At 68.2% G+C, this 23,920-nt stretch carries 22 protein-coding genes; 12 read left to right on the top strand and 10 right to left on the bottom strand.

The genetic code is table 11. The features are described from left to right. Positions 1-125: 125 nt before the first annotated feature. Together pyrF and ACI766_RS10535 are read right to left on the bottom strand one after the other, a co-directional pair. Positions 126-824, bottom strand: coding sequence for an orotidine-5'-phosphate decarboxylase (pyrF, locus tag ACI766_RS10540; protein ID WP_003090975.1), 699 nt, complete (start codon positions 822-824; stop codon positions 126-128). 96 nt (positions 825-920) lie between these two features. Beyond that, positions 921-1,814 carry a LysR family transcriptional regulator gene (locus ACI766_RS10535; RefSeq protein ID WP_003101696.1) on the bottom strand — a complete coding sequence of 298 codons (894 nt, stop codon included), beginning with the start codon at positions 1,812-1,814 and terminating at the stop codon, positions 921-923. Between the two features lie 45 nt (positions 1,815-1,859). Here ACI766_RS10535 and ACI766_RS10530 point away from each other — a divergent pair, with 45 nt between their 5' ends. After that, entirely contained in the window at positions 1,860-2,501 is a 642-nt protein-coding gene (locus ACI766_RS10530) for a DUF924 family protein (RefSeq protein WP_003122518.1), read from the top strand. Between the two features lie 22 nt (positions 2,502-2,523). On the opposite strand, the gene ACI766_RS10525 is transcribed toward ACI766_RS10530, so the two are convergent. Further along, positions 2,524-3,414: a LysR family transcriptional regulator gene (locus tag ACI766_RS10525; RefSeq protein ID WP_003090978.1), complete on the bottom strand. Its 891-nt coding sequence runs from the start codon at positions 3,412-3,414 to the stop codon at positions 2,524-2,526. A gap of 91 nt (positions 3,415-3,505) precedes the next feature. On the opposite strand from ACI766_RS10525, the gene ACI766_RS10520 reads away from it, so the two are divergent. Further along, positions 3,506-3,970: a multidrug/biocide efflux PACE transporter gene (locus ACI766_RS10520; protein WP_115759511.1), complete on the top strand. Its 465-nt coding sequence runs from the start codon at positions 3,506-3,508 to the stop codon at positions 3,968-3,970. Positions 3,971-3,978: 8 nt separating this feature from the next. On the opposite strand, the gene ACI766_RS10515 is transcribed toward ACI766_RS10520, so the two are convergent. Then, positions 3,979-4,890 carry a response regulator gene (locus tag ACI766_RS10515; RefSeq protein WP_003122517.1) on the bottom strand — a complete coding sequence of 304 codons (912 nt, stop codon included), beginning with the start codon at positions 4,888-4,890 and terminating at the stop codon, positions 3,979-3,981. A 1-nt stretch (position 4,891) separates the two neighbouring features. Next, complete coding sequence (locus ACI766_RS10510; RefSeq protein WP_003160587.1) at positions 4,892-6,193, bottom strand: sensor histidine kinase; 1,302 nt, start codon at positions 6,191-6,193, stop codon at positions 4,892-4,894. A 236-nt stretch (positions 6,194-6,429) separates the two neighbouring features. On the opposite strand from ACI766_RS10510, the gene ACI766_RS10505 reads away from it, so the two are divergent. Both ACI766_RS10505 and ACI766_RS10500 read left to right on the top strand, forming a co-directional pair. Next, entirely contained in the window at positions 6,430-6,597 is a 168-nt protein-coding gene (locus tag ACI766_RS10505) for a DUF2897 family protein (protein WP_003090984.1), read from the top strand. A 232-nt stretch (positions 6,598-6,829) separates the two neighbouring features. Then, positions 6,830-7,594, top strand: a complete 765-nt coding sequence (locus tag ACI766_RS10500; RefSeq protein ID WP_003090986.1) for a CPBP family intramembrane glutamic endopeptidase — start codon at positions 6,830-6,832, stop codon at positions 7,592-7,594. On the opposite strand, the gene atuR is transcribed toward ACI766_RS10500, so the two are convergent. Continuing rightward, positions 7,595-8,218 (bottom strand): atu genes transcriptional repressor AtuR, encoded by a 624-nt coding sequence (atuR, locus tag ACI766_RS10495; protein ID WP_003117641.1) that lies wholly within the window; start codon positions 8,216-8,218, stop codon positions 7,595-7,597. A gap of 253 nt (positions 8,219-8,471) precedes the next feature. Between atuR and ACI766_RS10490 the strand changes: the two genes are divergently transcribed. From ACI766_RS10490 to ACI766_RS10455, 8 genes are all read left to right on the top strand, one after another. Beyond that, on the top strand, positions 8,472-10,274 hold the full coding sequence (locus ACI766_RS10490; RefSeq protein WP_076938903.1) for an acyclic terpene utilization AtuA family protein: 1,803 nt from the start codon (positions 8,472-8,474) through the stop codon (positions 10,272-10,274). A gap of 69 nt (positions 10,275-10,343) precedes the next feature. Next, complete coding sequence (locus ACI766_RS10485) at positions 10,344-11,222, top strand: SDR family oxidoreductase (RefSeq protein WP_003090991.1); 879 nt, start codon at positions 10,344-10,346, stop codon at positions 11,220-11,222. Between the two features lies 1 nt (position 11,223). After that, a complete protein-coding gene (gene atuC / locus ACI766_RS10480) occupies positions 11,224-12,840 on the top strand; it encodes a geranyl-CoA carboxylase subunit beta (protein WP_003114738.1) in 1,617 nt (538 codons plus the stop codon). Positions 12,841-12,956: 116 nt separating this feature from the next. Further along, entirely contained in the window at positions 12,957-14,117 is a 1,161-nt protein-coding gene (gene atuD, locus ACI766_RS10475; protein WP_003101733.1) for a citronellyl-CoA dehydrogenase, read from the top strand. 20 nt (positions 14,118-14,137) lie between these two features. Beyond that, entirely contained in the window at positions 14,138-14,932 is a 795-nt protein-coding gene (atuE, locus tag ACI766_RS10470) for an isohexenylglutaconyl-CoA hydratase (RefSeq protein ID WP_003143706.1), read from the top strand. Positions 14,933-14,977: 45 nt separating this feature from the next. After that, positions 14,978-16,963: a geranyl-CoA carboxylase subunit apha gene (gene atuF, locus ACI766_RS10465; protein ID WP_023086071.1), complete on the top strand. Its 1,986-nt coding sequence runs from the start codon at positions 14,978-14,980 to the stop codon at positions 16,961-16,963. A 51-nt stretch (positions 16,964-17,014) separates the two neighbouring features. Continuing rightward, a complete protein-coding gene (locus ACI766_RS10460) occupies positions 17,015-17,839 on the top strand; it encodes an SDR family oxidoreductase (protein WP_003101741.1) in 825 nt (274 codons plus the stop codon). Positions 17,840-18,000: 161 nt separating this feature from the next. Beyond that, positions 18,001-19,827 carry a long-chain-acyl-CoA synthetase gene (locus ACI766_RS10455; protein ID WP_003117644.1) on the top strand — a complete coding sequence of 609 codons (1,827 nt, stop codon included), beginning with the start codon at positions 18,001-18,003 and terminating at the stop codon, positions 19,825-19,827. Positions 19,828-19,840: 13 nt separating this feature from the next. On the opposite strand, the gene ACI766_RS10450 is transcribed toward ACI766_RS10455, so the two are convergent. The 4 genes from ACI766_RS10450 to ACI766_RS10435 form a co-directional block, all read right to left on the bottom strand. Continuing rightward, entirely contained in the window at positions 19,841-20,263 is a 423-nt protein-coding gene (locus tag ACI766_RS10450) for a hypothetical protein (RefSeq protein WP_003091000.1), read from the bottom strand. Positions 20,264-20,608: 345 nt separating this feature from the next. Continuing rightward, a complete protein-coding gene (sbrR, locus tag ACI766_RS10445; RefSeq protein WP_021204757.1) occupies positions 20,609-21,373 on the bottom strand; it encodes an anti-sigma factor SbrR in 765 nt (254 codons plus the stop codon). Continuing rightward, positions 21,370-21,954, bottom strand: a complete 585-nt coding sequence (sbrI, locus tag ACI766_RS10440) for an ECF family RNA polymerase sigma factor SbrI (protein WP_031628350.1) — start codon at positions 21,952-21,954, stop codon at positions 21,370-21,372. The genes sbrR and sbrI overlap by 4 nt, the downstream gene beginning before the upstream one ends. 328 nt (positions 21,955-22,282) lie before the next feature. After that, the gene (locus tag ACI766_RS10435; protein ID WP_003091003.1) at positions 22,283-23,722 is read right to left on the bottom strand and encodes a PLP-dependent aminotransferase family protein; all 1,440 of its coding nucleotides are present in this window, start codon (positions 23,720-23,722) and stop codon (positions 22,283-22,285) included. Positions 23,723-23,920 lie beyond the last annotated feature (198 nt).

Below are 23,920 nucleotides of genomic sequence, written 5' to 3'. Positions count from 1 at the left end.
GTACTTGCCGGAGTGCCCGCTACAAGCCTAGACGCTGGGGAGGGACAGGCGCGGATGATGCCTGCGCCAGTCCGGCTCGACACGGCGCGCGACGGTCGCCGACGGCAGGCGTGGGGGAAGCCGCCTCAGCCCAGTTCGGCGACGATCGCCGCCAGCGCCTTGGCCGGGTCGGCGGCCTGGCTGATCGGCCGGCCGATCACCAGGTAATCGGAGCCGGCGTCCAGGGCCTGGCGCGGGGTGAGGATGCGCCGCTGGTCGTCCTGGGCGCTGCCGGCCGGGCGGATGCCCGGCGTGACCAGTTGCAGGCCCGGATGGGCGGCCTTCAGCGCCGGCGCTTCCTGGGCCGAGCAGACCAGGCCGTCCATTCCGGCCTTCTGCGCCAGGGCGGCGAGGCGCAACACCTGCTCCTGGGGCTCGATGTCGAGGCCGATGCCCGCCAGGTCCTCGCGCTCCATGCTGGTCAACACGGTCACGCCGATGAGCAACGGCCTGGGCCCGCTGAAGGCCTCCAGCGTCTCGCGGCAGGCGGCCATCATGCGCAGGCCGCCGGAGCAGTGCACGTTGACCATCCACACGCCCATCTCGGCGGCGGCCTTCACCGCCATCGCCGTGGTGTTCGGGATGTCGTGGAATTTCAGGTCGAGGAACACCTCGAAGCCCTTGCCACGCAAGGTCTCGACTATACCCGCGGCACAACTGGTGAAGAGTTCCTTGCCGACCTTCACCCGGCACAGTTTCGGGTCCAGCTGATCGGCCAGCGCCAGGGCGGCCTCACGTGTGGGGAAATCCAGGGCGACGATGATGGGGGACTGGCAGGCGGACATGGGCTCTCTCGCGGCGAATCGAAAACGGCGCGCATTGTCGCAGAATCCGGCCGTTTGCCGTAGCCCGGAACGCGCCGGGGAGATGAACGTCGTGGACTAGAGGCGGGCGCGGAGCAGTTGCTCCAGCCAGTCGACGAATGCCCTGACCCGCCGCGACAGATGCCGCCGGTGCGGATACAGGGCGTACGCCGGCATCGCTTCGGCCCGCCACTGCGGCAGCACCTCGCGCAGCTCGCCGCGTTGGAGGTGCTCGCGCACGTCGTAGGCAGGGATCTGGATCAGGCCCAGTCCGGACAGGCAGCAGGCGATGTAGCTTTCCGCGTTGTTCACCGTGACCCGGCTGCGCAACGCGCGGGTCAGGGTGCGCCCATCCTCGCGGTACTCCCAGGGCAACACCCGGCCGCTGCTGGGCGAGGCATAGTTGACCGCCCAGTGCCGGTCGAGGTCGGCTGGCGTCCGTGGCTCGCCATGCTCTTCCAGGTAGGCGGGACTGGCGCAATTGATCAGTTGCATCTCGCCGAGGCGTCGCGCCACCAGGCTGCTGTTGCCCAACTGGCCGACCCGCAGGACGCAGTCGACGCCCTCCTGCACCAGGTCCACCGAACGGTCGCTGGAGCCCAGTTCCAGTTCGATGTCCGGATGCTGGCGGAAGAATTCCGGCAGCGCCGGGGCGATCAGCAGTCGCGCCACCCGGCTCGGCACGTCGACCTTGAGCCGGCCGCTGGCGCGGCTGCCGTCGTGGAACAGGCTCTCCAGCTCCTCCATGTCTTCCAGCAGGTGGCGGCAACGCTCCAGCACCACGCTGCCGTCGTGGGTCAGCTGGACCTGCCGGGTGGTGCGATGCAGCAGCCGGCTGCCGAGTTGCGCTTCGAGCTGCTGGACCGCCGCCGAGACCGTCGCCCGCGGCATGTCCAGCAGGTCCGCGGCCTTGGTGAAGCTGCCGGTTTCGGCAACGCGCAGGAACACGCGCATGCTGTCCAGACGATCCATGGGCAGGACCCTTCTCTCTATTCGGGATGGCTGGACAGTCTATCCATGCCACCTACGTTTATCCAAAGAACCCGGACCAATAGCCTGGAGTCCCTACTCTACTTCCTGGATCCGCAGATGCCCCATGCAGCGCTTTTGCTTCCTCCCAGCGCGTCCCCGCTGCCGGAAGTGGTCGGTTTCTGGCGCGATGCCGGCCCTACCCTCTGGTTCGCCAGGAACGCCGATTTCGACCGGCGCTTCCGCGAGCGCTTCGCCCACCTCTACGAGCTTGCCTGCGCCGACGCGCTGCGCCCGGCTGCCGATGAAGCCGAGGACCATCTCGGCCTGCTGTTGCTGCTCGACCAGTACCCGCGCAACGCCTTCCGTGGAACCCCGCGCATGTACGCCAGCGACGCCCAAGCGCGGCGCTGGGCGGAGCGGGCTCTGGGACAAGGCCTCGACCGCCAGGTCGGGGACGCGCTGCGGCTGTTCTTCTACCTGCCGTTCGCCCATGCCGAGAACCTTGCCGACCAGGATCGCTCGGTAGCGCTGAACCACGGACTCGGCCAGCCCTTCCTCGCCCACGCTCGTGAGCATCGCGAGATCATCCGCCGCTTCGGGCGCTTTCCCCATCGCAATCCGATCCTCGGTCGCCCGTCCAGCGCCGAGGAACTCGCCTTCCTCGCCGCCGGCGGCTTCGCCGGCTGAACCGGGGCTCAGCCGGCCCTCCCTAGATAGGCAGGTCGCGATCCAGCAAGCGGTCCAGCAACCAGTTGGCCGCCGGTCCCAACGGCCGCTGCCGCGACCAGACCACGTCCACCGCCTGGCTGCGCGGCCAGCCGGACACCGGCAACTCCTTCAGCCGTCCGTTGGCGTAGCCGCTGACCAGCCAGCGCGGCAGCTCGGCCCAACCGAAGCCGTGGGTGGCCATTTCCAGCAGCAACAGGTAGTTGGGCGCCGACCAGCAGCGCCCGCCGCTGGACGGCAGGCCGTCGTTGATCGCCGCGCCGGTCTCGCTATAGGTGTTCAGGCGCAGCAGACGCCATTCGGAAAGGTCGCGCTCGCTGACCCGCTCCAGACCCGCCAGCGGATGGTCGACGGCGGCGAACAGGCCGAACTCGGCACGCTCGGCGACCGCCGCCACGCCCAGCTCCGGCGGGTAGTGCGGCTGCGCGGCGAGCAGGCCGAGGGTGGCGCGGCCGCGGCTGACCTGGGCGATCACGTCCTGGTCCTCGGCGATCAGGCATTCGAACTCCAGCTCAGGGTAACGCTCGTCCAGTTCGGCCAGGCGCGCCTCGTAGCGCGCCGAATGGTAGGTGTCGGATAGCGCCAGGGTCACCCGTGGCTCCGAGCCGCCGGCGAGCAGCGCGGCGACCCGGCGCAGGCGGTCGGATGCGCCGAGGACCTCCTCGACCCGTCCCAGCAGGGTGCGTCCGGCCTCGGTCAGTTGCGGCTGGCGGCCACTGCGATCGAAGAGTTCCAGGCCGAGGTCGATCTCCAGCCGGGCAATGGCCTCGCTGACGGTCGACTGGCTCTTGCCCAGCTTGCGCGCGGCGGCGCTGAAGGAGCCGAGGGAAACGGCCTGGACGAAGGCCTCGAGGGATTCGGGCGACAAATGCATATCGGTTTTTCCGATGGTATCCAACTTAACCCTATCCCAAAGACCGATGACAATACAGCCCGACTTCAACGACGAACCGGGAGCGTTCGCCATGACCCACACCGCCCTCGACAAGACTCTCAAGGAGCGGATCTTCCACGCCCTGGCCTTCGAGGGCCTGGCCGTCCTCCTCACCGCGCCGGTGCTGTCGCTGGTGATGAACAAGCCCCTGGCGCACATGGGTGCGCTGACGCTGATGTTCTCCACCGTGGCGATGCTCTGGAACATGCTCTTCAACAGCCTCTTCGACCGCGCCCAGCGGCGCATGGGCTTCCAGCGCACCCTGCAGGTCCGGGTGCTGCATGCGATGCTCTTCGAGCTGGGCCTGATCGTGGTGCTGGTACCGCTGGCCGCCTGGTGGCTGTCGATCGGACTGGTCGAGGCGTTCCTCCTCGACATGGGCCTGATCCTGTTCTTCCTGCCCTACACCATGGCCTTCAACTGGAGCTACGACGTCCTCCGCGCACGCCTGGTGGAAAGCCGCCAGGCCAAGGCCGCCGGTTGCGACGCCGGCTAGGCCGGCGTTCAGGCCGTCAGCCGCTCGCGCAGGCGGCCGAGCATGCCGAGCAGGCTGCCGACCCGTTCCTTCTCGCGCTCGTCGCGCGGCACCTCGGCCAGCCGGTCGACCTCCGGCAGGCTTCGCCCGCGCCACAGCAAGGCCTGCTCGGCGGCCGCCTTCAGGCCTTTCTCGAACAATCCCCTGCGGATCGGCTTGGGCAGGTAGCGGAATATCTGCGCCTGGTTGATCAGTTCGAGCAGGGCCTGGGTGTCGCGGAACGGCGTAACCACCAGGCTGAGCAGGCGCGGATGGGCCTGGGCCAGGGATTTCAGCAGCGGCGCGGTATGCTCCCCGGCCAGCTTCAGGTCGCTGACCAGCACCTCCACCGGTTCGGTGTTCAGCCACACCAGCGCCTCGGCCAGGTTGCGCGCGCGCAGCAGGCGATGCCCGCCGGCATGGCAGAAGGCCCCGACGCAGTCCAGGGTTTCCGGGTCGTCGTCGAGCAGCAGCACGCTCAGCGGCGCCGCCAGCGTGGCCGCGGGCGGCGCCGGCAGGCCCTGGCGGCTGGCGATCTCCGCCGCCTGGCGCAGGGTGAAGGCCATTTCCTGGGGATTCCAGGGCTTGGTCAGGTAGCGGAAGATGCCGCCATCGTTGAGCGCGTCGACGGCGGCATCGAGGTCGGAATAGCCGGTGAGGAGAATCCGCAGGGTCTCCGGATAGCGCTCGCGAGCCTGCGCCAGCAGCTCGGCGCCGCTCATCTGCGGCATGCGCTGGTCGCTGACCAGCACCTGTATCCGTTCCGTCTTCAGGCGCTCCAGGGCGCGCCGCGGGTCGCTCTCGGTGAACACCTCGTAATGGCGGCGGAACTGCATGGCCAGGCTGCGCAGGATGCGCTCCTCGTCATCGACGAAGAGAATGCGGACGGGAGATGGGCTCATGTCAGGCGCTCCGTTTCAGTTCGCGGGCCTGCTCTCGCGGCAGGCTGATGAGGAAGCGGGTTCCGCGGCCCGGTTCGGAGGCCACGCGGATGGTCCCGCCATGTTGCTGGATGATCTTGTAGCTGATCGACAGGCCGAGCCCGGTGCCCTGCCCCACCGGCTTGGTGGTGAAGAACGGGTCGAAGATCCGCCCGAGGACCTCGGCGGGCATGCCCTTGCCGTTGTCCTGCACGGAGAGGAACACCTGGCGCTCGTCGGCCCAGCTCTTCAGCAGGATGCGGCCGAAACGCTCCATGGCCTGCGCGGCGTTGGTCAGCAGGTTCAGCAGCACCTGGTTGATCTGCGACGGCGCGCAGGCGATAAGCGGCAGCTCGCCGAGCTGGCTGCTGATCTCGGCCTTGTCCTTGATGGCGGTGCGGGCGATCAGCACGGCGTTGCGCACGCAGTCGTTGAGGTCGACCTCCTCGCTGAAGGCGCGGTCCAGGCGGGCGAAGTCCTTGAGCCCGGAAACCAGCTCGCCGATCTGGCCGAGGCCGTAGCGGGTATCGACGAACAATTGCCGCAGGTCCTCGCGCAACTGTTCGACGGCGGCTTCGCGGCGCACCGCGTCGGCCGCCTGCAGCGCCTGCGCCAGGCGCGCTTCGTCGCACTGCGGGTCGCCCAGGCAGTCGACCAGCGCCGCCTGGGCATCGGCCAGGCGCAACAAGGGATCGCTCAGCTCCTCCAGCAGCGCCAGGTTGTTGCCGACGTAGCCGAGCGGCGTGTTCAGCTCGTGTGCGACCCCGGCCACCATCTGCCCGAGCGAAGCCATCTTTTCCGACTGCACCAGTTGCGCCTGGGACTCCTTGAGGTCCACCAGCGCTTTGCGCAGCACCCGGTTGCGCTGGGCGATGCGCGCCTCCATGGCCTTCAGCAGGTCGAGCACGGTGCCCAGGCCACGGTAGCGGCCCTCTTCGTCGACCAGGGCGAAGTCCTCGGTGATCGGATACTGCAGGCGACCGGTGACCTGCTGCGCCGCCTCTTCCAGGCTGGCGCCGAGGGAGACGCTGAGGGGCGCCCGGTTCATGACGTCGCGCACCGGATGGCGGCCCCAGAGGTCGCGGCCGAAACGCTGCATGAAGATGTCCTGGAGGGTGTAGCGGCTGACCAGGCCGAGGACCCGGCGCTCGTCGTCGACCACCGGCAGCGAGAGGAAGGCACGGTGCTCCGGCATCAGCAGGCGGTCGGCGACGTCGCTGATGCTCATCGCCGGAGTCAGGGGTTCCACCGGGCGCAACAGACGGGACAACGCGCTCGGAGACATCGGCAACCTCTCGCTGGCAGGCCCGGACGGGGCAATGAAGGGATACCCGCCAGTTAAGCAATGTCAGATTGCCAACATGTGACAGGCATCACGCCGGCCAGGCTCAGCGTTTTCTCCGCCCGCAACTTCCGAGCGCCGCCGGGAGTCTCAACCACAGGGCCTTGCGCCGGAGCGTTGTCTGACAGAAAGGCAAACCCGGCGTATGGTGAACATTCATATCGATGAGGGAGAACAACATGCCCTGGTACGCCTGGTTGATCATCGTCCTCGCCCTGGGCTCCATCGTCGGCGGACTCCTGCTGCTACGCGACTCGGCGAAGAAGCTGCCGTTGAGCGAGGAACAGCTCAAACGCATCCATGAACGCAACGCCGAGCTGGACGCGCAGGAGGCGAAGGACCGCTGAACCTATTGGCCTGCCGGCGGGTCACTAGGTCTCGTAGGAAAACCCCGGCGGGCGAAAAACCGGCGAGGCGAAGGCTCGCGGGGCGGAGTCATGCGGGCCGCGCGTGGTTTTTCCTGCGCAACCTGGGGTTCGTTCCCCGTGTGTTTCCCTCTGGCAGAAGGTTCGTTCCTTGCGCTTTTCCCATCCGCGGGTCGAAATGCCTTTAGAATCCCTCCTTTAAACGGGAGGCTGCATGCTCGGGCGTCTGATACCGCTTCTACCCATTCTGTTCCTGCTCGGGGGCTTCTTCACCGGGCACATCGCGCTGCTGACGGCGGTCATCGTCCTGCTCTACATCATCTGGGTGACCTACGCCGAGCGCTGGCTGCCGACCCTGCTCTGGTGGCCGGTGAGCCTCGCCGCCAGCGCCCTGATCGCCATCCACTACCTGCCCGGCTTCATTCCCCTGCGCCTGTTCCCCTGGGACCTTGCCAGCGCCAGCCCGCCGATCCAGATGATCTGGCTGCCCTGGGACAAGGCCCTGGTCGCCCTTACCCTGCTCGCCTGGTGGCTACGCCGGCCGAAGCAGCCGCTGGTGTCGCTGGATATCACCGCGCTGGCCTTCTGCCTGACCTTCTTCGTGGTGCCGCTGCTGTCGATCATGACCAATGCCGCGAGCTGGCAGCCGAAGTGGCCGGATGCCTTCTGGTGGTGGCTGGTACTGAACGTCGGGGTGGTCTCGCTGGCCGAGGAGGCGTTCTTCCGCGGCCTGCTGCAAAGCCAGTTGATCCGCTGGTTCGGCGCCTGGCCGGGAATCATCGTCGCGACCCTCGCCTACGCCGCGCTGCACCTGCTGGTGAACCCGGTGTATGCGCTACTGGCCGGGATCGCCGGGCTGGGCTACGGCATGGTCCTGCACTTCAGCGGGCGGCTGTCGCTGGCGGTGCTGCTGCACGCCTCGATCAACACCCTGCACTTCCTCCTGCTGAGCTACCCGTTCCGCCTGATCTCCGAGTGATCAGGCGTCCTTGATCACCAGCGCCAGGGCCTCCTCGGCGAGCTGGTCGAGACTCATCGGTCCTTCCGGACGGAACCAGGTGGTGGTCCAGGACAGCGCGCCGGTGAGGAAGCGCCGCAGGATGAACGGATCGCCCTGGCAGTAGCCGGCCAGCCGCGCCTCCCCCAGCACGTCCAGCCACATCTGCTCGTAGATGTCGCGCAGGCCGAGGATGTACGCCTGGCCTTCGGCGGACAGCGAGCGCCACTCGTAGACCAGCACCGCCATCGCCTCGCCGGTACCGCCCATGATCGATTGCAGCTCGCAGCGGATCAGTCCCAGCACCCGCTCGCGCAGGTCCTCGGCGTCGGCCAGGGCGGCGCGCATCAGCGCGGTGTTGTAGAGGATGGTCTCTTCCATCACCGAGCGCAGGATCTCGTCCTTGCTCTTGAAGTGATGGAAGATGCTGCCCGACTGGATGCCCACCGCGCTGGCCAGGTCGCGCACCGTGGTGCGTTCGTAGCCTTTGCTGCGGAACAGGTGGGCGGCGGTCTGCAGCAGCTTGCCGCGGGCGCTTTCCGGATCGGTGAGCTGTCCGGTAGCCACCAGCTCCAGCATCACTTCCCGGGCTTTCTGATCGTCCAACGCTGAGTACCCCTTTTCCGGATCGTCGGCGGCTCGGTGCCGCTCATCCGCGCGCCCGGCCGCTCCGTATTTGCCGACCGGCCTCGGGATTGCCCCGCAAGTGCTTGTCGGCATTCATGAAATGTATGCCTGCGAAGACGACCGAGCAAGCGCTTGGGTAACAGCCGAGAACGGATTTGTTTCCGCCCTCTTCTCAACCAAGCGCTTGCTTGGTAATGTCGCCCCACACTTCCGCCGTCACGGGTCAAGAACAATGCAAAAGACCGTACGCATCGGCTGCGCCTCGGCCTTCTGGGGCGACACCTGCACCGCGGCCGCCCAGCTGGTGCGCGGCGCGCCGCTGGACTACCTGGTGTTCGACTACCTGGCCGAGATCACCATGTCGATCATGGCCGGCGCCCGCCTGAAACAGCCGGACGCCGGCTACGCCACCGACTTCGTCGAGGTCCTCGCACCACTGCTGGGCGAGATCGCCGAGAAGAAGATCCGCGTCATCAGCAACGCTGGCGGGATCAATCCGCAGGCCTGTGCCGCCGCCCTCGCCGCGGCCTGCGAGAAGGCCGGGGTGCAGCTGAAGATCGCCGTGCTCCATGGCGACAACCTGCAAGCGCGCCAGGCCGAACTGGCCAAGGCCGGCATCCGCGAGATGTTCAGCGACGCGCCTTTCCCGCCGATGTGCGTCTCGCTCAACGCCTACCTCGGCGCGCCGGGCATCGTCGAGGCCCTGCGCCTGGGCGCGGATATCGTGATCACCGGCCGGGTGGTCGACAGCGCGGTGGTCAGCGCCGCCCTGGTGCACGAGTTCGGCTGGGCCTGGGACGACTACGACCGACTGGCCCAGGCCGCCCTCGCCGGGCACATCGTCGAATGCGGCGCGCAATGCACCGGCGGCAATTTCACCGACTGGGAGCAGGTGCCGGACTATGAGCACATCGGTTTCCCCATCGTCGAGGTCGAGGCCGACGGGCGTTTCGTGGTGACCAAGGCGCCCGGCACCGGTGGCCTGGTCAGCGAACTGAGCGTCGGCGAACAGATGCTCTACGAGATCGGCGACCCACGCGCCTACCTGCTGCCCGACGTGGTCTGCGACTTCACCGAGGTGCGTCTGCGCCAGGCCGGTCCCGAGCGGGTCGCGGTGGAAGGCGCGCGCGGCCTGCCGCCCACCGACCGGTACAAGGTCAGCGCTACCTATCCGGACGGTTTCCGCTGCACCGCCAGTTGCCTGATCGCCGGCATCGATGCGCTGAAGAAGGCCGAGCGGGTCAGCCAGGCGATCATCGCCAGGACCGAGGAAATCTTCGCCGAGCGCGGCTGGGAGCCCTACCGCGAGGTCAATGTCGAACTGCTCGGCAGCGAAGCCACCTATGGTCCCCATGGGCGACGGCAGGACAGCCGCGAAGTGGTGGTCAAGCTGGCCGTCCGGCATCCGCGCAAGGAAGCCCTGGTGCTGTTCTCCCGCGAGATCGCCCAGGCCGCCACCGGGATGGCGCCCGGCCTGACCGGCATCGTCGGCGGCCGGCCGACGGTGTATCCGGTGATCCGCCTGTTCTCTTTCCTGATCGACAAGGCGCAATGCGCGTTGAGCGTAGAGATCGACGGCCAGCGCCATCCGCTGGAACTGCCGGTCCTCGAAGCCTTCGACCCGGCACGATTGGCCGAGGCGCGCCAGCCGCCACGCCCGGAGCAGCCCGCCAGCGCCAGCGTGCCGCTTGTGAAGCTGGCGGTGGCGCGCTCCGGCGACAAAGGCAACCACAGCAACATCGGGGTCATGGCGCGGCGCCCGGAGTACCTGCCGTGGATCGCCGAGGCGCTGGAGGAAGGCGCGGTGGTGGACTGGATGCAGCATGTGCTCGACCCGCAGACCGGCCGGGTCGGCCGCTGGTACCTGCCGGGCAGCCACAGCCTGAACTTCCTGCTGGAGAACGCCCTCGGCGGCGGCGGCGTCGCCAGCCTGCGCATCGACCCGCAGGGCAAGGCCTTTGCCCAGCAGTTGCTGGAGTTCCCGGTGGCGGTGCCGCAGGCGCTCGCCGACGCGCTGGAAACGCAAGGCAGATAACCACAACCAGGAACGGCGAATGCGGCGTTCCGCTGCCCCTCTACGGGATTCATCGGAGTCACCAGAACAATGAGCTACGACTCGATCTTCCGACCTGGTCTGTTCGACGGCCAGACCATCATCGTCACCGGCGGCGGCAGCGGCATCGGCCGCTGCACCGCCCACGAGCTGGCGGCCCTCGGCGCCCACGTGGTGCTGGTCGGACGCAAGGCGGAAAAGCTGGAGAAGACCGCCGGCGAGATCGTCGAGGACGGCGGCAGCGTCAGCTGGCACGCCTGCGACATCCGCGAGGAGGAAGCGGTGAAGACGCTGGTGGCGAATATCCTGGCCGAACGCGGGACCATCCATCACCTCGTCAACAACGCCGGCGGCCAGTATCCCTCGCCCCTCGCCTCGATCAGCCAGAAGGGCTTCGAGACCGTGCTCCGCACCAACCTGGTCGGCGGCTTCCTGGTCGCCCGCGAAGTGTTCAACCAGTCGATGAGCAAGACCGGCGGCAGCATCGTCAACATGCTCGCCGACATGTGGGGCGGCATGCCCGGCATGGGTCACTCCGGCGCCGCACGCTCGGGCATGGAGAATTTCACCAGGACCGCCGCCGTCGAGTGGGGCCATGCCGGCGTGCGGGTCAACGCGGTGGCGCCGGGCTGGATCGCGTCCAGCGGCATGGATACCTACGAAGGCGCGTTCAAGGCGGTGATCCCGACCCTGCGCGAGCACGTGCCGCTCAAGCGCATCGGCAGCGAGTCGGAAGTCGCCGCCGCCATCGTCTTCCTGCTCTCCCCCGGCGCCGCCTTCGTCAGCGGCAACACGATCCGCATCGACGGCGCCGCCAGCCAGGGCAGCCGCGCCTTCCCGCTATTCAAGGGCAAGCCGGGACAGAGCCGCGCGTACAACGGCTTCCACCGCGCCTACCTGCCCGACGTACTGAAGGACCAGGAGGACTGACATGCCCGCGATCCAGTCGGAACTCGACGTCAACGGCGAGGACTTCGCCCGCAACCGCGAGGCCATGCTCGCCGCCGTGGCCGGCTTCCGCGAGTTGGAGCAGAAGGTCCTGGACAAGGCCGCCGAGGCCAGGCCGAAGTTCGAGAAACGCGGCCAGCTGCTGCCGCGCGAACGCCTGGCGCTGCTGCTCGACCCGGGCGCGCCGTTCCTCGAACTGTCCTCGCTGGCCGGCTACAAGCTGCACGACGACAAGGACGGCACCCAGGCCGGCGGCGGGATCATCGCCGGGATCGGCTACATCGCCGGGGTGCGCTGCCTGGTCAGTGCCAGCAACAGCGCGATCAAGGGCGGCACCATCTCCCCGACCGGGCTGAAGAAGACCCTGCGCCTGCAGCAGATCGCCATGGAGAACAAGCTGCCGGTGGTGACCCTCACCGAAAGCGGTGGCGCCAACCTCAACTACGCGGCGGAGATCTTCGTCGAAGGTGCGCGCGGCTTCGCCAACCAGGCGCGGATCTCCGCCATGGGCATTCCCCAGGTCACCGTGGTGCATGGTTCCAGCACCGCCGGCGGTGCCTACCAGCCGGGGCTGTCGGACTACGTGGTGGTGGTGCGCGGCAAGGCCAAGATGTTCCTCGCCGGGCCGCCGTTGCTCAAGGCCGCCACCGGCGAGATCGCCAGCGACGAGGAGCTCGGCGGAGCCGAACTGCACGCGCAGGTCGCCGGCACCGCGGAATACCTGGCGGAAAACGACGCCGACGGCGTGCGCCTGGCCCGCGAGATCGTCGGCATGTTGCCGTGGAACGCACAACTGCCGGCGCGCCCGGCGCGTTCCTGGCGTGAACCGCTGTACCCGGTGGAGGAGCTGCTCGGGGTGGTTCCGGCCGACCCGAAGAAGCCCTACGACGTCCGCGAGATCGTCGCGCGCATCGCCGACGGCTCCGAGTTCCTCGACTTCAAGAACGAGTTCGACGGCCAGACCGTCTGCGGCCACCTGCGCATCGAGGGCCACGCCTGCGGCCTGATCGGCAACAACGGACCGATCACCCCGCAGGGCGCGGCCAAGGCGGCGCAGTTCATCCAGCTCTGCGAACAGAGCAACACGCCGCTGCTGTTCCTGCACAACACCACCGGCTTCATGGTCGGCACCGAGTCGGAGCGCCAGGGCGTGATCAAGCACGGCTCGAAGATGATCCAGGCGGTGGCCAACGCCCGCGTGCCCAAGCTGACCCTGGTGGTCGGCGGCTCCTACGGCGCCGGCAACTACGCGATGTGCGGACGCGGCCTCGACCCGCGCTTCATCTTCGCCTGGCCGAACAGTCGCACCGCGGTGATGGGCGGTGCCCAGGCCGGCAAGGTGCTGCGCATCGTCACCGAGGAGAAACACGCCAAGGAAGGCAAGGAAGCCGATCCGAAGATGCTCGAGATGCTGGAAACCGTCACCGCGCAGAAGCTCGACAGCCAGTCCACCGCGCTCTACGGCACCGCCAGCCTGTGGGACGACGGCCTGGTCGACCCGCGCGACAGCCGCAGGCTGCTCGGCTACCTGCTGGATATCTGCGCGGAAGCCGAGGCGCGGCCGCTGAAGGGCAACAGCTTCGGGGTCGCGAGGTTCTGACTGAAACAGGCGAGCCGGCGACAGCCCCTCTCCCCGCTCTCCCTGAAGGAAGAGGGTTGGGAGAGAGCAAGCGGATCCTGCCGGAAAACAATGATGCCCAGGAGGAAAGACAACCCATGATCTTCACCCAGGAACACGAGGAACTCCGCCGCACCGTTCGCAGCTTCGTCGAGCGGGAAATCAACCCCAACGTCGACCAGTGGGAAAAGGACGGCCGCTTCCCGATCCACGAGATCTTCCGCAAGGCCGGCGAACTCGGCCTGCTGGGCATCTCCAAGCCGGAGAAGTTCGGCGGCATGGGCCTGGACTACAGCTACTCGATCGTCGCCGCCGAGGAATTCGGCAGCATCACCTGCGGCGGCATCCCGATGGCCATCGGCGTGCAGACCGACATGTGCACCCCGGCCCTGGCCCGCTTCGGTTCCGACGAGTTGCGCGAGGAGTTCCTCCGCCCGGCCATCGCCGGCGAGATGGTCGGCTGCATCGGCGTCTCCGAGGTCGGCGCCGGCTCCGACGTCGCCGGCCTGAAGACCACCGCGCGCAAGGACGGCGACGACTATGTGATCAACGGCAGCAAGATGTGGATCACCAACTCGCCGTCGGCCGACTTCATGTGCCTGCTCGCCAATACCTCCGACGACAAGCCGCACGTCAACAAGTCGCTGATCGTGGTCCCGATGAAGACCCCGGGCATTACCCTCAGTCCGCACCTGGACAAGCTCGGCATGCGCAGTTCGGAGACCGCCCAGGTGTTCTTCGATAACGTCCGCGTACCGCAGCGCAACCGCATCGGCGCGGAGGGCGCCGGCTTCATGATGCAGATGCTGCAGTTCCAGGAAGAACGGCTGTTCGGCGCGGCCAACATGATCAAGGGCCTGGAGCACTGCATCGACGTCACCATCGAGTATTGCAAGGAGCGCAGGACCTTCGGCCAGCCGCTGATCGACAACCAGGTCATCCACTTCCGCATGGCCGAGATGATGACCGAGGTCGAGGCGCTGCGCGCCCTGGTCTACCAGGCCACCGAGCTGTACGTGAAAGGCAGGGACGTGACGCGCCTGGCTTCCATGGCCAAGCTCAAGGCCGGCCGCCTCGGCCGCGAGGTCAGCGACGCCTGCCTGCAGTACTGGGGCGGCATGGGCTTCATGTGGGACAACCCGGTCTCCCGCGCCTACCGCGACACCCGCCTGGTATCCATCGGCGGCGGTGCCGACGAGATCATGCTCGGCATCATCTGCAAGCTGATGGGCATCCTGCCGGGCAAGAAGAAAGGCTGACGTTCCAGGAGGAAACCGGCATGAGCCTGCCGCATTGCGAGACCCTGCTGCTGGAACCCATCGAGGGCGTCCTGCGGATCACCCTGAACCGCCCGCAAAGCCGCAACGCCATGAGCCTGGCGATGGTCGGCGAACTGCGCGCGGTGCTCGCCGCCGTGCGCGACGACCGTAGCGTGCGGGCGCTGGTGCTGCGCGGCGCCGGCGGGCACTTCTGCGCCGGCGGCGACATCAAGGACATGGCCGGTGCCCGCGCCGCCGGGGCGGAAGCCTACCGCACGCTGAACCGCGCCTTCGGCAGCCTGCTGGAGGAAGCCCAGGCCGCCCCGCAACTGCTGGTGGCGCTGGTGGAAGGCGCGGTGCTCGGCGGCGGTTTCGGCCTGGCCTGCGTGTCGGACGTAGCGATCGCCGCCGCCGATGCGCAGTTCGGCCTGCCGGAAACCAGCCTCGGCATTCTCCCGGCGCAGATCGCGCCTTTCGTGGTCCGCCGCATCGGCCTGACCCAGGCCCGCCGCCTGGCCCTCACCGCCGCCCGCTTCGACGGCCGCGAGGCGCTGCGCCTGGGCCTGGTGCATTTCTGCGAGGCCGACGCCGATGCCCTCGAACAGCGCCTGGAGGAAACCCTCGAGCAACTGCGCCGCTGCGCGCCGAACGCCAACGCCGCCACCAAGGCCTTGCTGCTGGCCAGCGAAAGCGGCGAACTCGGCGCCCTGCTGGACGATGCGGCGCGACAGTTCGCCGAAGCGGTGGGCGGCGCCGAAGGCAGTGAAGGCACCCTGGCCTTCGTACAGAAACGCAAGCCGGTCTGGGCCCAGTGAGCCACGACCGCGAAACAGGGCAACAGCCTCCAGGAGCCGAACGACATGCCCAGCTTCAACAAGATCCTCGTCGCCAACCGCGGTGAAATCGCCTGCCGGGTGCTGCGCACCGCCCATGAACTGGGCTACCGCAGCGTTGCCGTGTACAGCGAGGCGGACGCCGAGGCCCGCCATGTGCAACTGGCCGACGAGGCCGTGTGCATCGGCCCGGCAGCGGTGACGCAGTCCTACCTGAATATCGAGGCGATCCTCGACGCCGCCCGTCGCAGCGGCGCCGAGGCGATCCACCCCGGCTACGGCTTCCTCTCCGAGAACGCCGAATTCGCCCGTGCCTGCGAAGCCGCCGGGATCGTCTTCATCGGCCCGGATGCGGAAGCCATCCACCTGATGGGCAGCAAGCGCCTGTCGAAGATCGCCATGCTCGCCGCCGGGGTGCCGTGCATCCCCGGCTACGAAGGCGCCGAACAGGACGACGCGACCCTGCGGCGCGAGGCCGAACGCATCGGCTACCCACTGATGATCAAGGCCAGCGCCGGCGGCGGCGGCCGCGGCATGCGCCTGGTGGAGGAACCCGACCAACTGCTGGAGCAGTTGCGCACCGCACGCTCGGAAGCGCTGGGCGCCTTCGGCAGCGCCGAACTGATCCTGGAGAAGGCCGTGCTGCGCCCGCGCCATGTGGAGATCCAGGTGTTCGGCGACCGCCACGGCAACCTGCTCTACCTCGGCGAACGCGACTGCTCGGTGCAGCGCCGCCACCAGAAGGTCATCGAGGAAGCTCCCTGCCCGGTGCTCGATGCCGACCTGCGTCGCGCCATGGGCGAGGCGGCGGTGAAGGCCGCGGCTTCGGTCAACTACGTGGGCGCCGGCACCGTCGAGTTTCTTCTCGGCGAGGATGGCCGCTTCTACTTCCTGGAGATGAATACCCGCCTGCAGGTCGAACACCCGGTCACCGAACTGGTCACCGGCCAGGACCTGGTGGCCTGGCAGATCCGCGTCGCCGAGGGCCATCCGCTGCCGCTGCGGCAGGAACAGGTGGAACTGCGCGGGCATGCCATCGAGGTCCGCCTCTACGCCGAGGACGCCGGTCGCGGCTTCCTGCCGCAGACCGGCACGGTGCTGCGCTGGGACCCGGAACTGCTGCCCGGCGTACGCATCGACCATGGCCTGGTCGAGGGGCAGGCGGTGACGCCCTTCTACGACCCGATGCTGGCCAAGCTGATCGCCTACGGGGCGACCCGCGACGAAGCCCGGCGCAAGCTGATCCGCGCGCTGGAGCGCTGCGTGCTGCTGGGGGTCGACGGCAACCAGCGGTTCCTCGCCAACCTCCTGGCGCATCCGGACTTCGCCGCCGGCGAGGCGACCACCGCCTTCATCGGCGAACGCTTCGCCGAAGACCCCAGCCTGCAACCGCGCCAGCCGGGCGCCGAGGAACTGGCCCTGGCCGCCGCCCTGCTCTACCAGGCCGGCGCCGAGGCCAGTGCGCACCAGCCCGGCCTGGCCGGCTGGCGCAGCGCCGCCGGGGCACCGTGGAAGATCGTCCTGAAGCACGCCGAACAGCGCCTGGAGATCGGCCTGGACGTCCTCGAAAGCGGTCGCCGGCCGCGACTGCTGGCGCGCCTGGAGCGACGCGAGATCGCCGTGCGCCTGCTCGACTGCGACGGACGCTGGGCCAGCGCCGAACTCGACGACATTCGCCGCCGCCACGCCTACCACCTGGACGGCGGGCGCCTCTGGCTATACGGCCACGGCGGCAACCTCGAACTGCTCGACGTCACCCACGCCGGCGCCAGCGCCCAGGTCGGCGCCAGTTCCGGCACGCTCAAGGCGCCGATGGACGGCGCCATCGTCGAGGTGCTGGTCGGCGAGGGCGAACGGGTCGGCAAGGGCCAACTGCTGCTGGTGCTGGAGGCAATGAAGATGGAACACCCGCTGAAGGCCGGAGTCGACGGCGTGGTCCGCCGCGTCCAGGTCGGCCGTGGCGAGCAGGTGCGCAACCGGCAGGTGCTGGTCGAGGTGGAAGCCGACGCCTGAGACACCCCGCCGCTCATCCGCAACGACAACGACAAGAAAACGGAGACGCCCATGTCACTGCACGGCAAGACCCTGTTCATCACCGGCGCCAGCCGCGGCATCGGCCGGGAGATAGCCCTGCGCGCCGCGCGCGATGGCGCCAACCTGGTGATCGCGGCGAAGAGCGCCGAGCCGCATCCGAAGCTGGAAGGCACCATCTTCAGCGTCGCCGCCGAGGTCGAGGCCGCCGGCGGCCAGGCCCTGCCGCTGCAACTCGACGTGCGCGACGAGCAGGCCGTGGCGGCGGCCATGGCCCGCGCCGCCGAACGCTTCGGCGGGATCGACGCGCTGGTCAACAACGCCGGGGCGATCCGCCTGGTCGGGGTGGAGAAGCTGGAGCCCAAGCGCTTCGACCTGATGTACCAGATCAACACCCGCGCGGTGCTGGTCTGCAGCCAGGCCGCCCTGCCCTACCTGCGCAGGAGCGCCAACGGCCACATCCTCAGCCTGTCGCCGCCGATCAACCTGGCCGGCAGGTGGTTCGCCCAGCACGGCCCCTACACGGTCACCAAGTACGGCATGAGCATGCTTACCCTGGGGATGCACGAGGAGTTCGGGAAATACGCCATCAGCGTCAACGCGCTGTGGCCGAAGACCATGATCGCCACCGCCGCCATCGAGTTCGAGCTGGGCAGCCGTGACGCCTTCCGCCGCGCGCGCACCCCGGCGATCATGGCCGACGCCGCGCACGCCATTCTCACCAGCGAGGGGCGCAGCCTCAGCGGGCGCCTGCTGGTCGACGAGGAATTGCTGCGCGAGCGCGGCCAGAGCGATTTCGAGCAGTACCGCTACGACCCGGAGGGTGGCGCGCTGGTGCCCGACCTGTTCCTCGACTGAGGTCTCCGACGAAAGGCGCGCGGCGCTCTGCGGCGGGCTTCCGGGCTATTTGCCGAAGTGCCCCGGGGCGACCGCGCAACGGTCATAGCCGAGGCGGCGGCTGCGGTCTAGAGTCGCGGGAGCGTCCTACGCCCCGCACAACAACGACAAGCGCGAGAGCCATGACCCACGCCGACCTGATCACTTTCAACCGTTTCGTTGCCCGCCTGCCTGCCACCTTCGGCCGCGTGCCGCGCATGCTGCGCGGCCTGTACTACACCGCGATCCGTAACCGCGAGAAGAGCCTGTCCCTGGGCTGGGCGCTGGAGCGCGCGGCACGCCTGTACCCGGACAACCCGGCGGTGCTCGACGGCCAGCGGCGGATCAGCTACGCCCTGTTCAACGGCTGGGCCAATCGCCTGGCGCGCGCCTTCAAGGCCGAGGGCGTAGGCCACGGCAGCGTGGTCGCGGTGATGCTGGAAAACCGCGTCGAGCTGCTGGCGATCCTCGCCGCCCTGGCCAAGCTCGGCGCCATCGGCGCACTGGTCAACACCACCCAGCGCGGCAAGGTCCTGGTGCACAGCCTGAACCTGGTGAAGCCCGGCCACTTCGTGGTCGGCGAAGAGTTGCGCGAGGTGTTCGAGGAAGTCCGCCAGGAGGTGCTCGGCAACGCCGGCCATTGCTACTGGGTCGACGACGGCGACACCCTCGGCGATCCCGGCTCGCCGCCGATGGGCTGGCGCAACCTGATGCGCCTGGCCCAGGGACAGACCTCGGAGAACCTCGAGGACACCGGCAGGGTGCGGCTCAAGGACTCCTGCTTCTACATCTACACCTCCGGCACCACCGGCCTGCCGAAAGCCTCGATCATGAGCCACGGCAAGTGGATCAAGGCCTACGGCGGCTTCGGCCATTCCGGCCTGGGCCTGGGCCGCGACGACGTGCTCTACCTGACCCTGCCCTGCTACCACAACAACGCCGTGACCGTCTGCTGGAGCGCGGCGCTCGCCGGCGGCGCGGCCATGGCCCTGCGCCGCAAGTTCTCCGCCAGCGGTTTCTGGAAGGACGTGCAACACTACCGGGCGACCTGCTTCGGCTACATCGGCGAGCTCTGCCGCTACCTGCTGAACCAGCCACCGTGCGCCGAGGAACGCGGCAATAGCCTGACCTGCATGATCGGCAACGGCCTGCGCCCGTCGATCTGGGCCGAGTTCAAGCAACGCTTCGAGATCCAGCGGATCACCGAGTTCTACGCTTCCAGCGAAGGCAACATCGGCTTCACCAATGTATTCAATTTCGACAATACGGTGGGCTTCTCCCCAGCCACCTACGCCATCGTCCGCTACGACCTGGAGAACGACCATCCGGTGCGCGACGCCAAGGGCTTCATGGAGAAGGTCGGCAAGGGCGAGGTCGGCCTGCTGATCAGCGAGATCAGTGCGAAGTGGCCGTTCGACGGCTACACCGATCCGGCCAAGAGCGAAGCGGTGATCCTCCGCGACGTGTTCAAGAAGGGCGACGCCTGGTTCAACACCGGCGACCTGATGCGCGACATCGGTTTCAAGCACACCCAGTTCGTCGACCGTCTCGGCGACACCTTCCGCTGGAAGGGCGAGAACGTTTCCACCACCGAGGTGGAAAACGCCCTCGGCGCCTTCGACGGGGTCGAGGATGCGGTGGTCTACGGCGTGGAGATTCCCGGCACCAACGGCCGCTGCGGGATGGCCGCGCTGCGCCTGGCCGATGGCGTCGAACTGGACCGCGACGCTCTCGCCGCGCACCTCGACCGCGAGTTGCCGGCCTATGCCACACCGGTGTTCCTGCGCCTGCTGCGCGAAGTCGAGACCACCGGCACCTTCAAGTACAAGAAGACCGACCTCAAGCGCGACGCCTACGATCCCGCGCGGGTCAGCGACAAACTCTTCGTCAGGTTGCCCGGCAGCGCCGGCTACCAGCCGCTGGACGCGGAGCTGTACCAGGCGTTGCAGGAGCAGCGCTACCGCTTCTGAGCACCGTGGCGGCCTACTGGCGGAACTCGAACTGCAACTCGGCCCCTTCCAGGGGCCGCGACACGCCCAGTTCGCGGTCGCGATAGAGCAACTGGCCGTTGAGGCGGAAGTCGCTGTCGTCCTTTTCCTCGAACATCGGCGGCAACAGCGGCTTGGGCTTATGGGTCTCTTCCGTGCCGGGCGGCGCCATCTTCTGCACCAGTTCCTTCGGCAGGCGCAGGTCCAGCTTGGCGCTCGGCAGCGGCTTGCGTACCTCGGGGTCGAGACGAGCGGTGGAAGCGCGCTTCGCCGGCGCCGGCTTGTCCTTGGCGACCGGCCTGCTGGCCGGCTTCGGCGGCGCAGCCGCAGGCTTCGGCTTGGCCGGCGGCTTGGGTTCGGCAACCTGCTCCGCGGCTGGCGCGACCTTCTTCGAAGCTGTTTTCGGCGCGGCAGGCACGGCAGGCGCTGGCTCCGCTCGTGCAGGCTTCACTGGCTTGGCAGGGGCGCGCTGCTCCTGCGGCGGTGCTTCCGGGGCTTTCTTTTCCGGTGCCTTGGAGCCGTCATCGCAGGCCGCCAGGAAGCAACCGAAAAGAACAACGACGCAAATTCGGCAAAGACGTTTCATAGTCACGCAGGTATGGCCAATTGCGGCAATGCTGACGGCAGACTGCAACCAAGGCAAGGGGTCACTATCGTCATCCTGGCACTCTCTCTGTTGTTCGCCCCATGTCTAACCTGTCATGCGCGGGTAACCGCTTGATGTCAGCCCGCGACGCCGCCGCCGCGTCGCGGGCCATGGTCGTCACGGCCGTTTCCTGGCGCTCGCGGCTATCGTCGCGAGGCGTTCCAGTCGTTCCACCAGGTTCTCTCCGGGGAAACGTTTCTGCAGCTCGGCCAACTGGGTCGCGGCCTGCTCCGTCTTGCCCTGCTCACGCAGGGCAAGGACCGCCCCGAGCGCCTCGTCGAGCACCTCCGGCTTCACCGCAACCGCCTTGCCCCTGGCCTGGGCGACGAAGTCGCCGGCCAGCGCCGCCTGGACCTTCGCCTGCTGCGCGGCCTGGGCCGGCGGTCGGTCGGCCAGGGCAGCCGGAGCCGCCGGCGCGGCCTCGGCCATCAGTTGCGGCGCCTCCCCGGACGATGCGTAGCTGGCCAGCAAGGCCGGGGGCTCCGACATCTCGCCGGACAGCGGAGCCGGCGCCGCCGGCGCGCGCATGGCCCGCTTCGCCGCAGCGGCCCCGGCGACTCCGTCGCGCAGGGGCACATCGCTGAACGCCACTTCGGGGCGGGCCTGGCGCTCGGCGTCGTCCAGCACGTTGTGGCTGACCAGCCCCAGCACCAGCGCCACGCCCAGCAGGCTGGCGAAAGCCGCCTGCCAACGCGGCCTGCGGGAGGCTTCCAGCCAGCGCCGCCACCAGGACCGGGCGGGTTCGACATGCGCCGCCTGGCGTCGCGCGGCGGCGAGGATCGCCTGGTCCAGCGCCGGCGCCGGCTGCTGCGACGCGTGGGCGCGGAAATGCGCCAGCATCTGCTCTTCGGCGACGCTCGCGGAATGCTTCTGTGGGTTCATACCGCCACCTCCTCGGCCAGCAGCCGGCGCAGCTTCTGCACCGCGTAGCGGAAACGGCTCTTCACCGTCTCCAGCGGCGACTGGGTGAGCGTGGCGATCTCGGCCAGTTCCAGTTCGCCGTGGGCGCGCATCAGGAATACCTCGCGCTGTTCCTCGGGCAGGGTCTCCAGCGCGCTCTGCAAGCGCTCGCCGTCGCGGCTCAGGCTGAGCTGCTGCTCGGGGCCGGCGCCCTGGTCGGGTTGCGCGTGCAACTGTTCGTCGTAGCTGTCCTGCAACGGCTGGCGCTGGCCATGCTTGCGCCAATGATCGATCAGGCGGTTGCGGGCGATCTGGTAGAGCCAGGTGCGGAAGCTCGCCCGGCCCTGCGGCTGGCTCTCGCTGCGGATCAGGCTGAGCCAGGTTTCCTGGTAGATCTCGTCGGCCAGTTCGGTCTGTCCGGCCAGGCCGCAGAGAAAACGGTAGAGACCTTGCCGATGGCGCTGGTAGAGCACCTCGAAGGCCGAGCTGTCGCCCTTGCGGTAACGCGCCAGCAGCGTTTCGTCGCTGCCGGCGGCCGTCGTGGCGCTGGTGGAGGCATGCATGCCGCTGGTCGACTCCTGTCCTGTGTCAAAGGCGACCGAGAGCAGGCTCATCGGCCACATCCTTCGCGGCACGCATCGGCGTCGCCACGAAACGCCCGGGCCGTCGCCAGAAGCGCGGCCGGAGCGGCTATCGGTAGACATTTTCCAGCGTCGGACAGTTCGGCGAAAGTGCCGGTCCGGATGGAAGCCGGGAAAAACATCGAGACGACCTCGTCGTGCAGCGGAGATACCCGCTGAGACGAAGCTGTCGGTGGATTCGGGTTAATCCCCGGGAAAATTCTTCGCGGACTGTCGCGGGGCGCCCCTCAGCCAGGGGAGCGCCTCGCGCTCAGGCGGCGATAAGGCCTTCCTGGCAAAGCTGCCCGGCAAGCATGCCGAGGGTCATGATCGCCCGCTCCGCCTCGCGGTTCCAGGGAATCCCGCAGGTCAGCCGCAGGCAGTTGTTGAACTGCTCGGTGTTGCTGAAGATCAGCCCCGGGGCGATGCTGATGCCCTGCTCCAGGGCCCGCACGTGGAGTTCCTTGGTGTTGACCTTGGCCGGCAGGCTGACCCAGAGGATGAAGCCGCCCTTGGGCCGGGTCATCTGCGTACCTTCCGGGAAGTACTGCTGCACCGCCAACTGGTAGGCGGTCATGTTCTTCCGGTACTCCTGGCGGATGTAGCGCAGGTGGCGGTCGTAGCCGCCGTTCTCCAGGTAGGCGGCGACGCCCATCTGGGTCACGGTGCAGGCCGAATGGGTGGTGAAGGTCTGCAAGCGACGGATCTCCTCCTGGTAGCGCTCGGCGATGATCCAGCCGATGCGTACGCCGGGCGAGATGGTCTTGGAGAAACTCGAGCAGTAGATCACCCGGCCGTCGCGGTCGTGGGACTTGAGCGAGCGCGCCTGGCCCTGGTCGAACATCAGTTCGCCGTAGATGTCGTCCTCGACCACCCCGATGTTGTGTTCGGCGGTCAGTTTCAGCAGTTGCTTCTGGCGATCCTCGGGAATCGTCCCGCCGAAGGGATTGCTCAGCCGCGCGGTCAGCACCAAGGCCTTGATCGACCACTGGTTGGCCGCCAGTTGCAGCGCTTCAAGGCTGATCCCGGTGCGCGGGTCGCTGGGGATCTCGATGACCTTCAGGCCCAGCACGTCGGCCAGTTGCAGCAGGCCGTAGTAGCTCGGCGACTCGGTGGCGATCAGGTCGCCGGGACGGGTCAGCACCCGCAGGGCCATGTGGATCGCATCCACGCAGCCGTGGGTGATGGTCACCTGCGACGGGTCGACCACCACGCCGGCGTCGCGCATGCGGATCGCCACCTGCCGCCGCAGCGGCTCGAAACCGGGGCTGAACATGTAGCTGAACGCCCGTGGGCTCTGGAAGCGGGTGACCTTGGCCAGTTGCTGGTGCAAGGCGCGCACCGGCAGGTAGTCCACGTGCGGCACCGCCGCGCCGAGCGGGAATACCCCTTCGCGGCGGGACTCGGCGAGCACCTGGTTGATGATGCTGCTGCGGGTGACCAGGCCGGGACGCTCGACCCGCGCGATATCCGGGGTCGGCGCGGTCAGCGCCGGGGTGCGGTGGACGTAGAAGCCGGATTGCGGACGGGCGCGGATCAGTCCCTGGTCCTCGAGGGTGGCGTAGGCCTGCAGCACGGTGGCGTGGCTGACGTTCAACTGGGTACTGAGCTTGCGCACCGACGGTACCCGCTCGCCCGGCTGGTAGACGCCACGGCGAATGTCCTCGGCCAACTGCTGGGCGATGCGTTGGTAAAGCAGCAGATTGGTCATGGCGGGTTTTCCTCGGCGATTGAACCGAAACAGTAGCTCAATTCGTGAAACTGCTCCAGAACAGTTCGGCCGACAACCAGGCATACAGTCGCAAAACTGTACGGGTCGGTCGCAGAGACGGCGCGTTCGCGAGGAAAAGAAAACCCGGTCGGTCGCCACCGGCCGGGTGCGGGCGGGAAACAGTCCGCCAAGAGCCGC

The sequence above is a fragment of the Pseudomonas sp. DL genome, assembly GCF_047199225.1.
Lineage (GTDB): Bacteria > Pseudomonadota > Gammaproteobacteria > Pseudomonadales > Pseudomonadaceae > Pseudomonas > Pseudomonas aeruginosa.
Note: the sequence above shows the minus strand (reverse complement) of the source record. Positions and strands in the feature narration are given on the sequence as shown.

Coding starts and splice junctions, on each gene's coding strand:
- ACI766_RS10535 (WP_003101696.1), bottom strand. CDS start 1,814: ATGGATCGTCTGGACAGCATGCGCGTGTTCCTGCGCGTTGCCGAAACC.
- pyrF (WP_003090975.1), bottom strand. CDS start 824: ATGTCCGCCTGCCAGTCCCCCATCATCGTCGCCCTGGATTTCCCCACA.
- sbrI (WP_031628350.1), bottom strand. CDS start 21,954: ATGCATGCCTCCACCAGCGCCACGACGGCCGCCGGCAGCGACGAAACG.
- atuC (WP_003114738.1), top strand. CDS start 11,224: ATGCCCGCGATCCAGTCGGAACTCGACGTCAACGGCGAGGACTTCGCC.
- ACI766_RS10510 (WP_003160587.1), bottom strand. CDS start 6,193: ATGTCTCCGAGCGCGTTGTCCCGTCTGTTGCGCCCGGTGGAACCCCTG.
- sbrR (WP_021204757.1), bottom strand. CDS start 21,373: ATGAACCCACAGAAGCATTCCGCGAGCGTCGCCGAAGAGCAGATGCTG.
- atuF (WP_023086071.1), top strand. CDS start 14,978: ATGCCCAGCTTCAACAAGATCCTCGTCGCCAACCGCGGTGAAATCGCC.
- ACI766_RS10530 (WP_003122518.1), top strand. CDS start 1,860: ATGCCACCTACGTTTATCCAAAGAACCCGGACCAATAGCCTGGAGTCC.
- ACI766_RS10455 (WP_003117644.1), top strand. CDS start 18,001: ATGACCCACGCCGACCTGATCACTTTCAACCGTTTCGTTGCCCGCCTG.
- ACI766_RS10505 (WP_003090984.1), top strand. CDS start 6,430: ATGCCCTGGTACGCCTGGTTGATCATCGTCCTCGCCCTGGGCTCCATC.
- ACI766_RS10525 (WP_003090978.1), bottom strand. CDS start 3,414: ATGCATTTGTCGCCCGAATCCCTCGAGGCCTTCGTCCAGGCCGTTTCC.
- ACI766_RS10460 (WP_003101741.1), top strand. CDS start 17,015: ATGTCACTGCACGGCAAGACCCTGTTCATCACCGGCGCCAGCCGCGGC.
- ACI766_RS10435 (WP_003091003.1), bottom strand. CDS start 23,722: ATGACCAATCTGCTGCTTTACCAACGCATCGCCCAGCAGTTGGCCGAG.
- ACI766_RS10485 (WP_003090991.1), top strand. CDS start 10,344: ATGAGCTACGACTCGATCTTCCGACCTGGTCTGTTCGACGGCCAGACC.
- atuD (WP_003101733.1), top strand. CDS start 12,957: ATGATCTTCACCCAGGAACACGAGGAACTCCGCCGCACCGTTCGCAGC.
- ACI766_RS10515 (WP_003122517.1), bottom strand. CDS start 4,890: ATGAGCCCATCTCCCGTCCGCATTCTCTTCGTCGATGACGAGGAGCGC.
- ACI766_RS10490 (WP_076938903.1), top strand. CDS start 8,472: ATGCAAAAGACCGTACGCATCGGCTGCGCCTCGGCCTTCTGGGGCGAC.
- ACI766_RS10500 (WP_003090986.1), top strand. CDS start 6,830: ATGCTCGGGCGTCTGATACCGCTTCTACCCATTCTGTTCCTGCTCGGG.
- ACI766_RS10520 (WP_115759511.1), top strand. CDS start 3,506: ATGACCCACACCGCCCTCGACAAGACTCTCAAGGAGCGGATCTTCCAC.
- atuE (WP_003143706.1), top strand. CDS start 14,138: ATGAGCCTGCCGCATTGCGAGACCCTGCTGCTGGAACCCATCGAGGGC.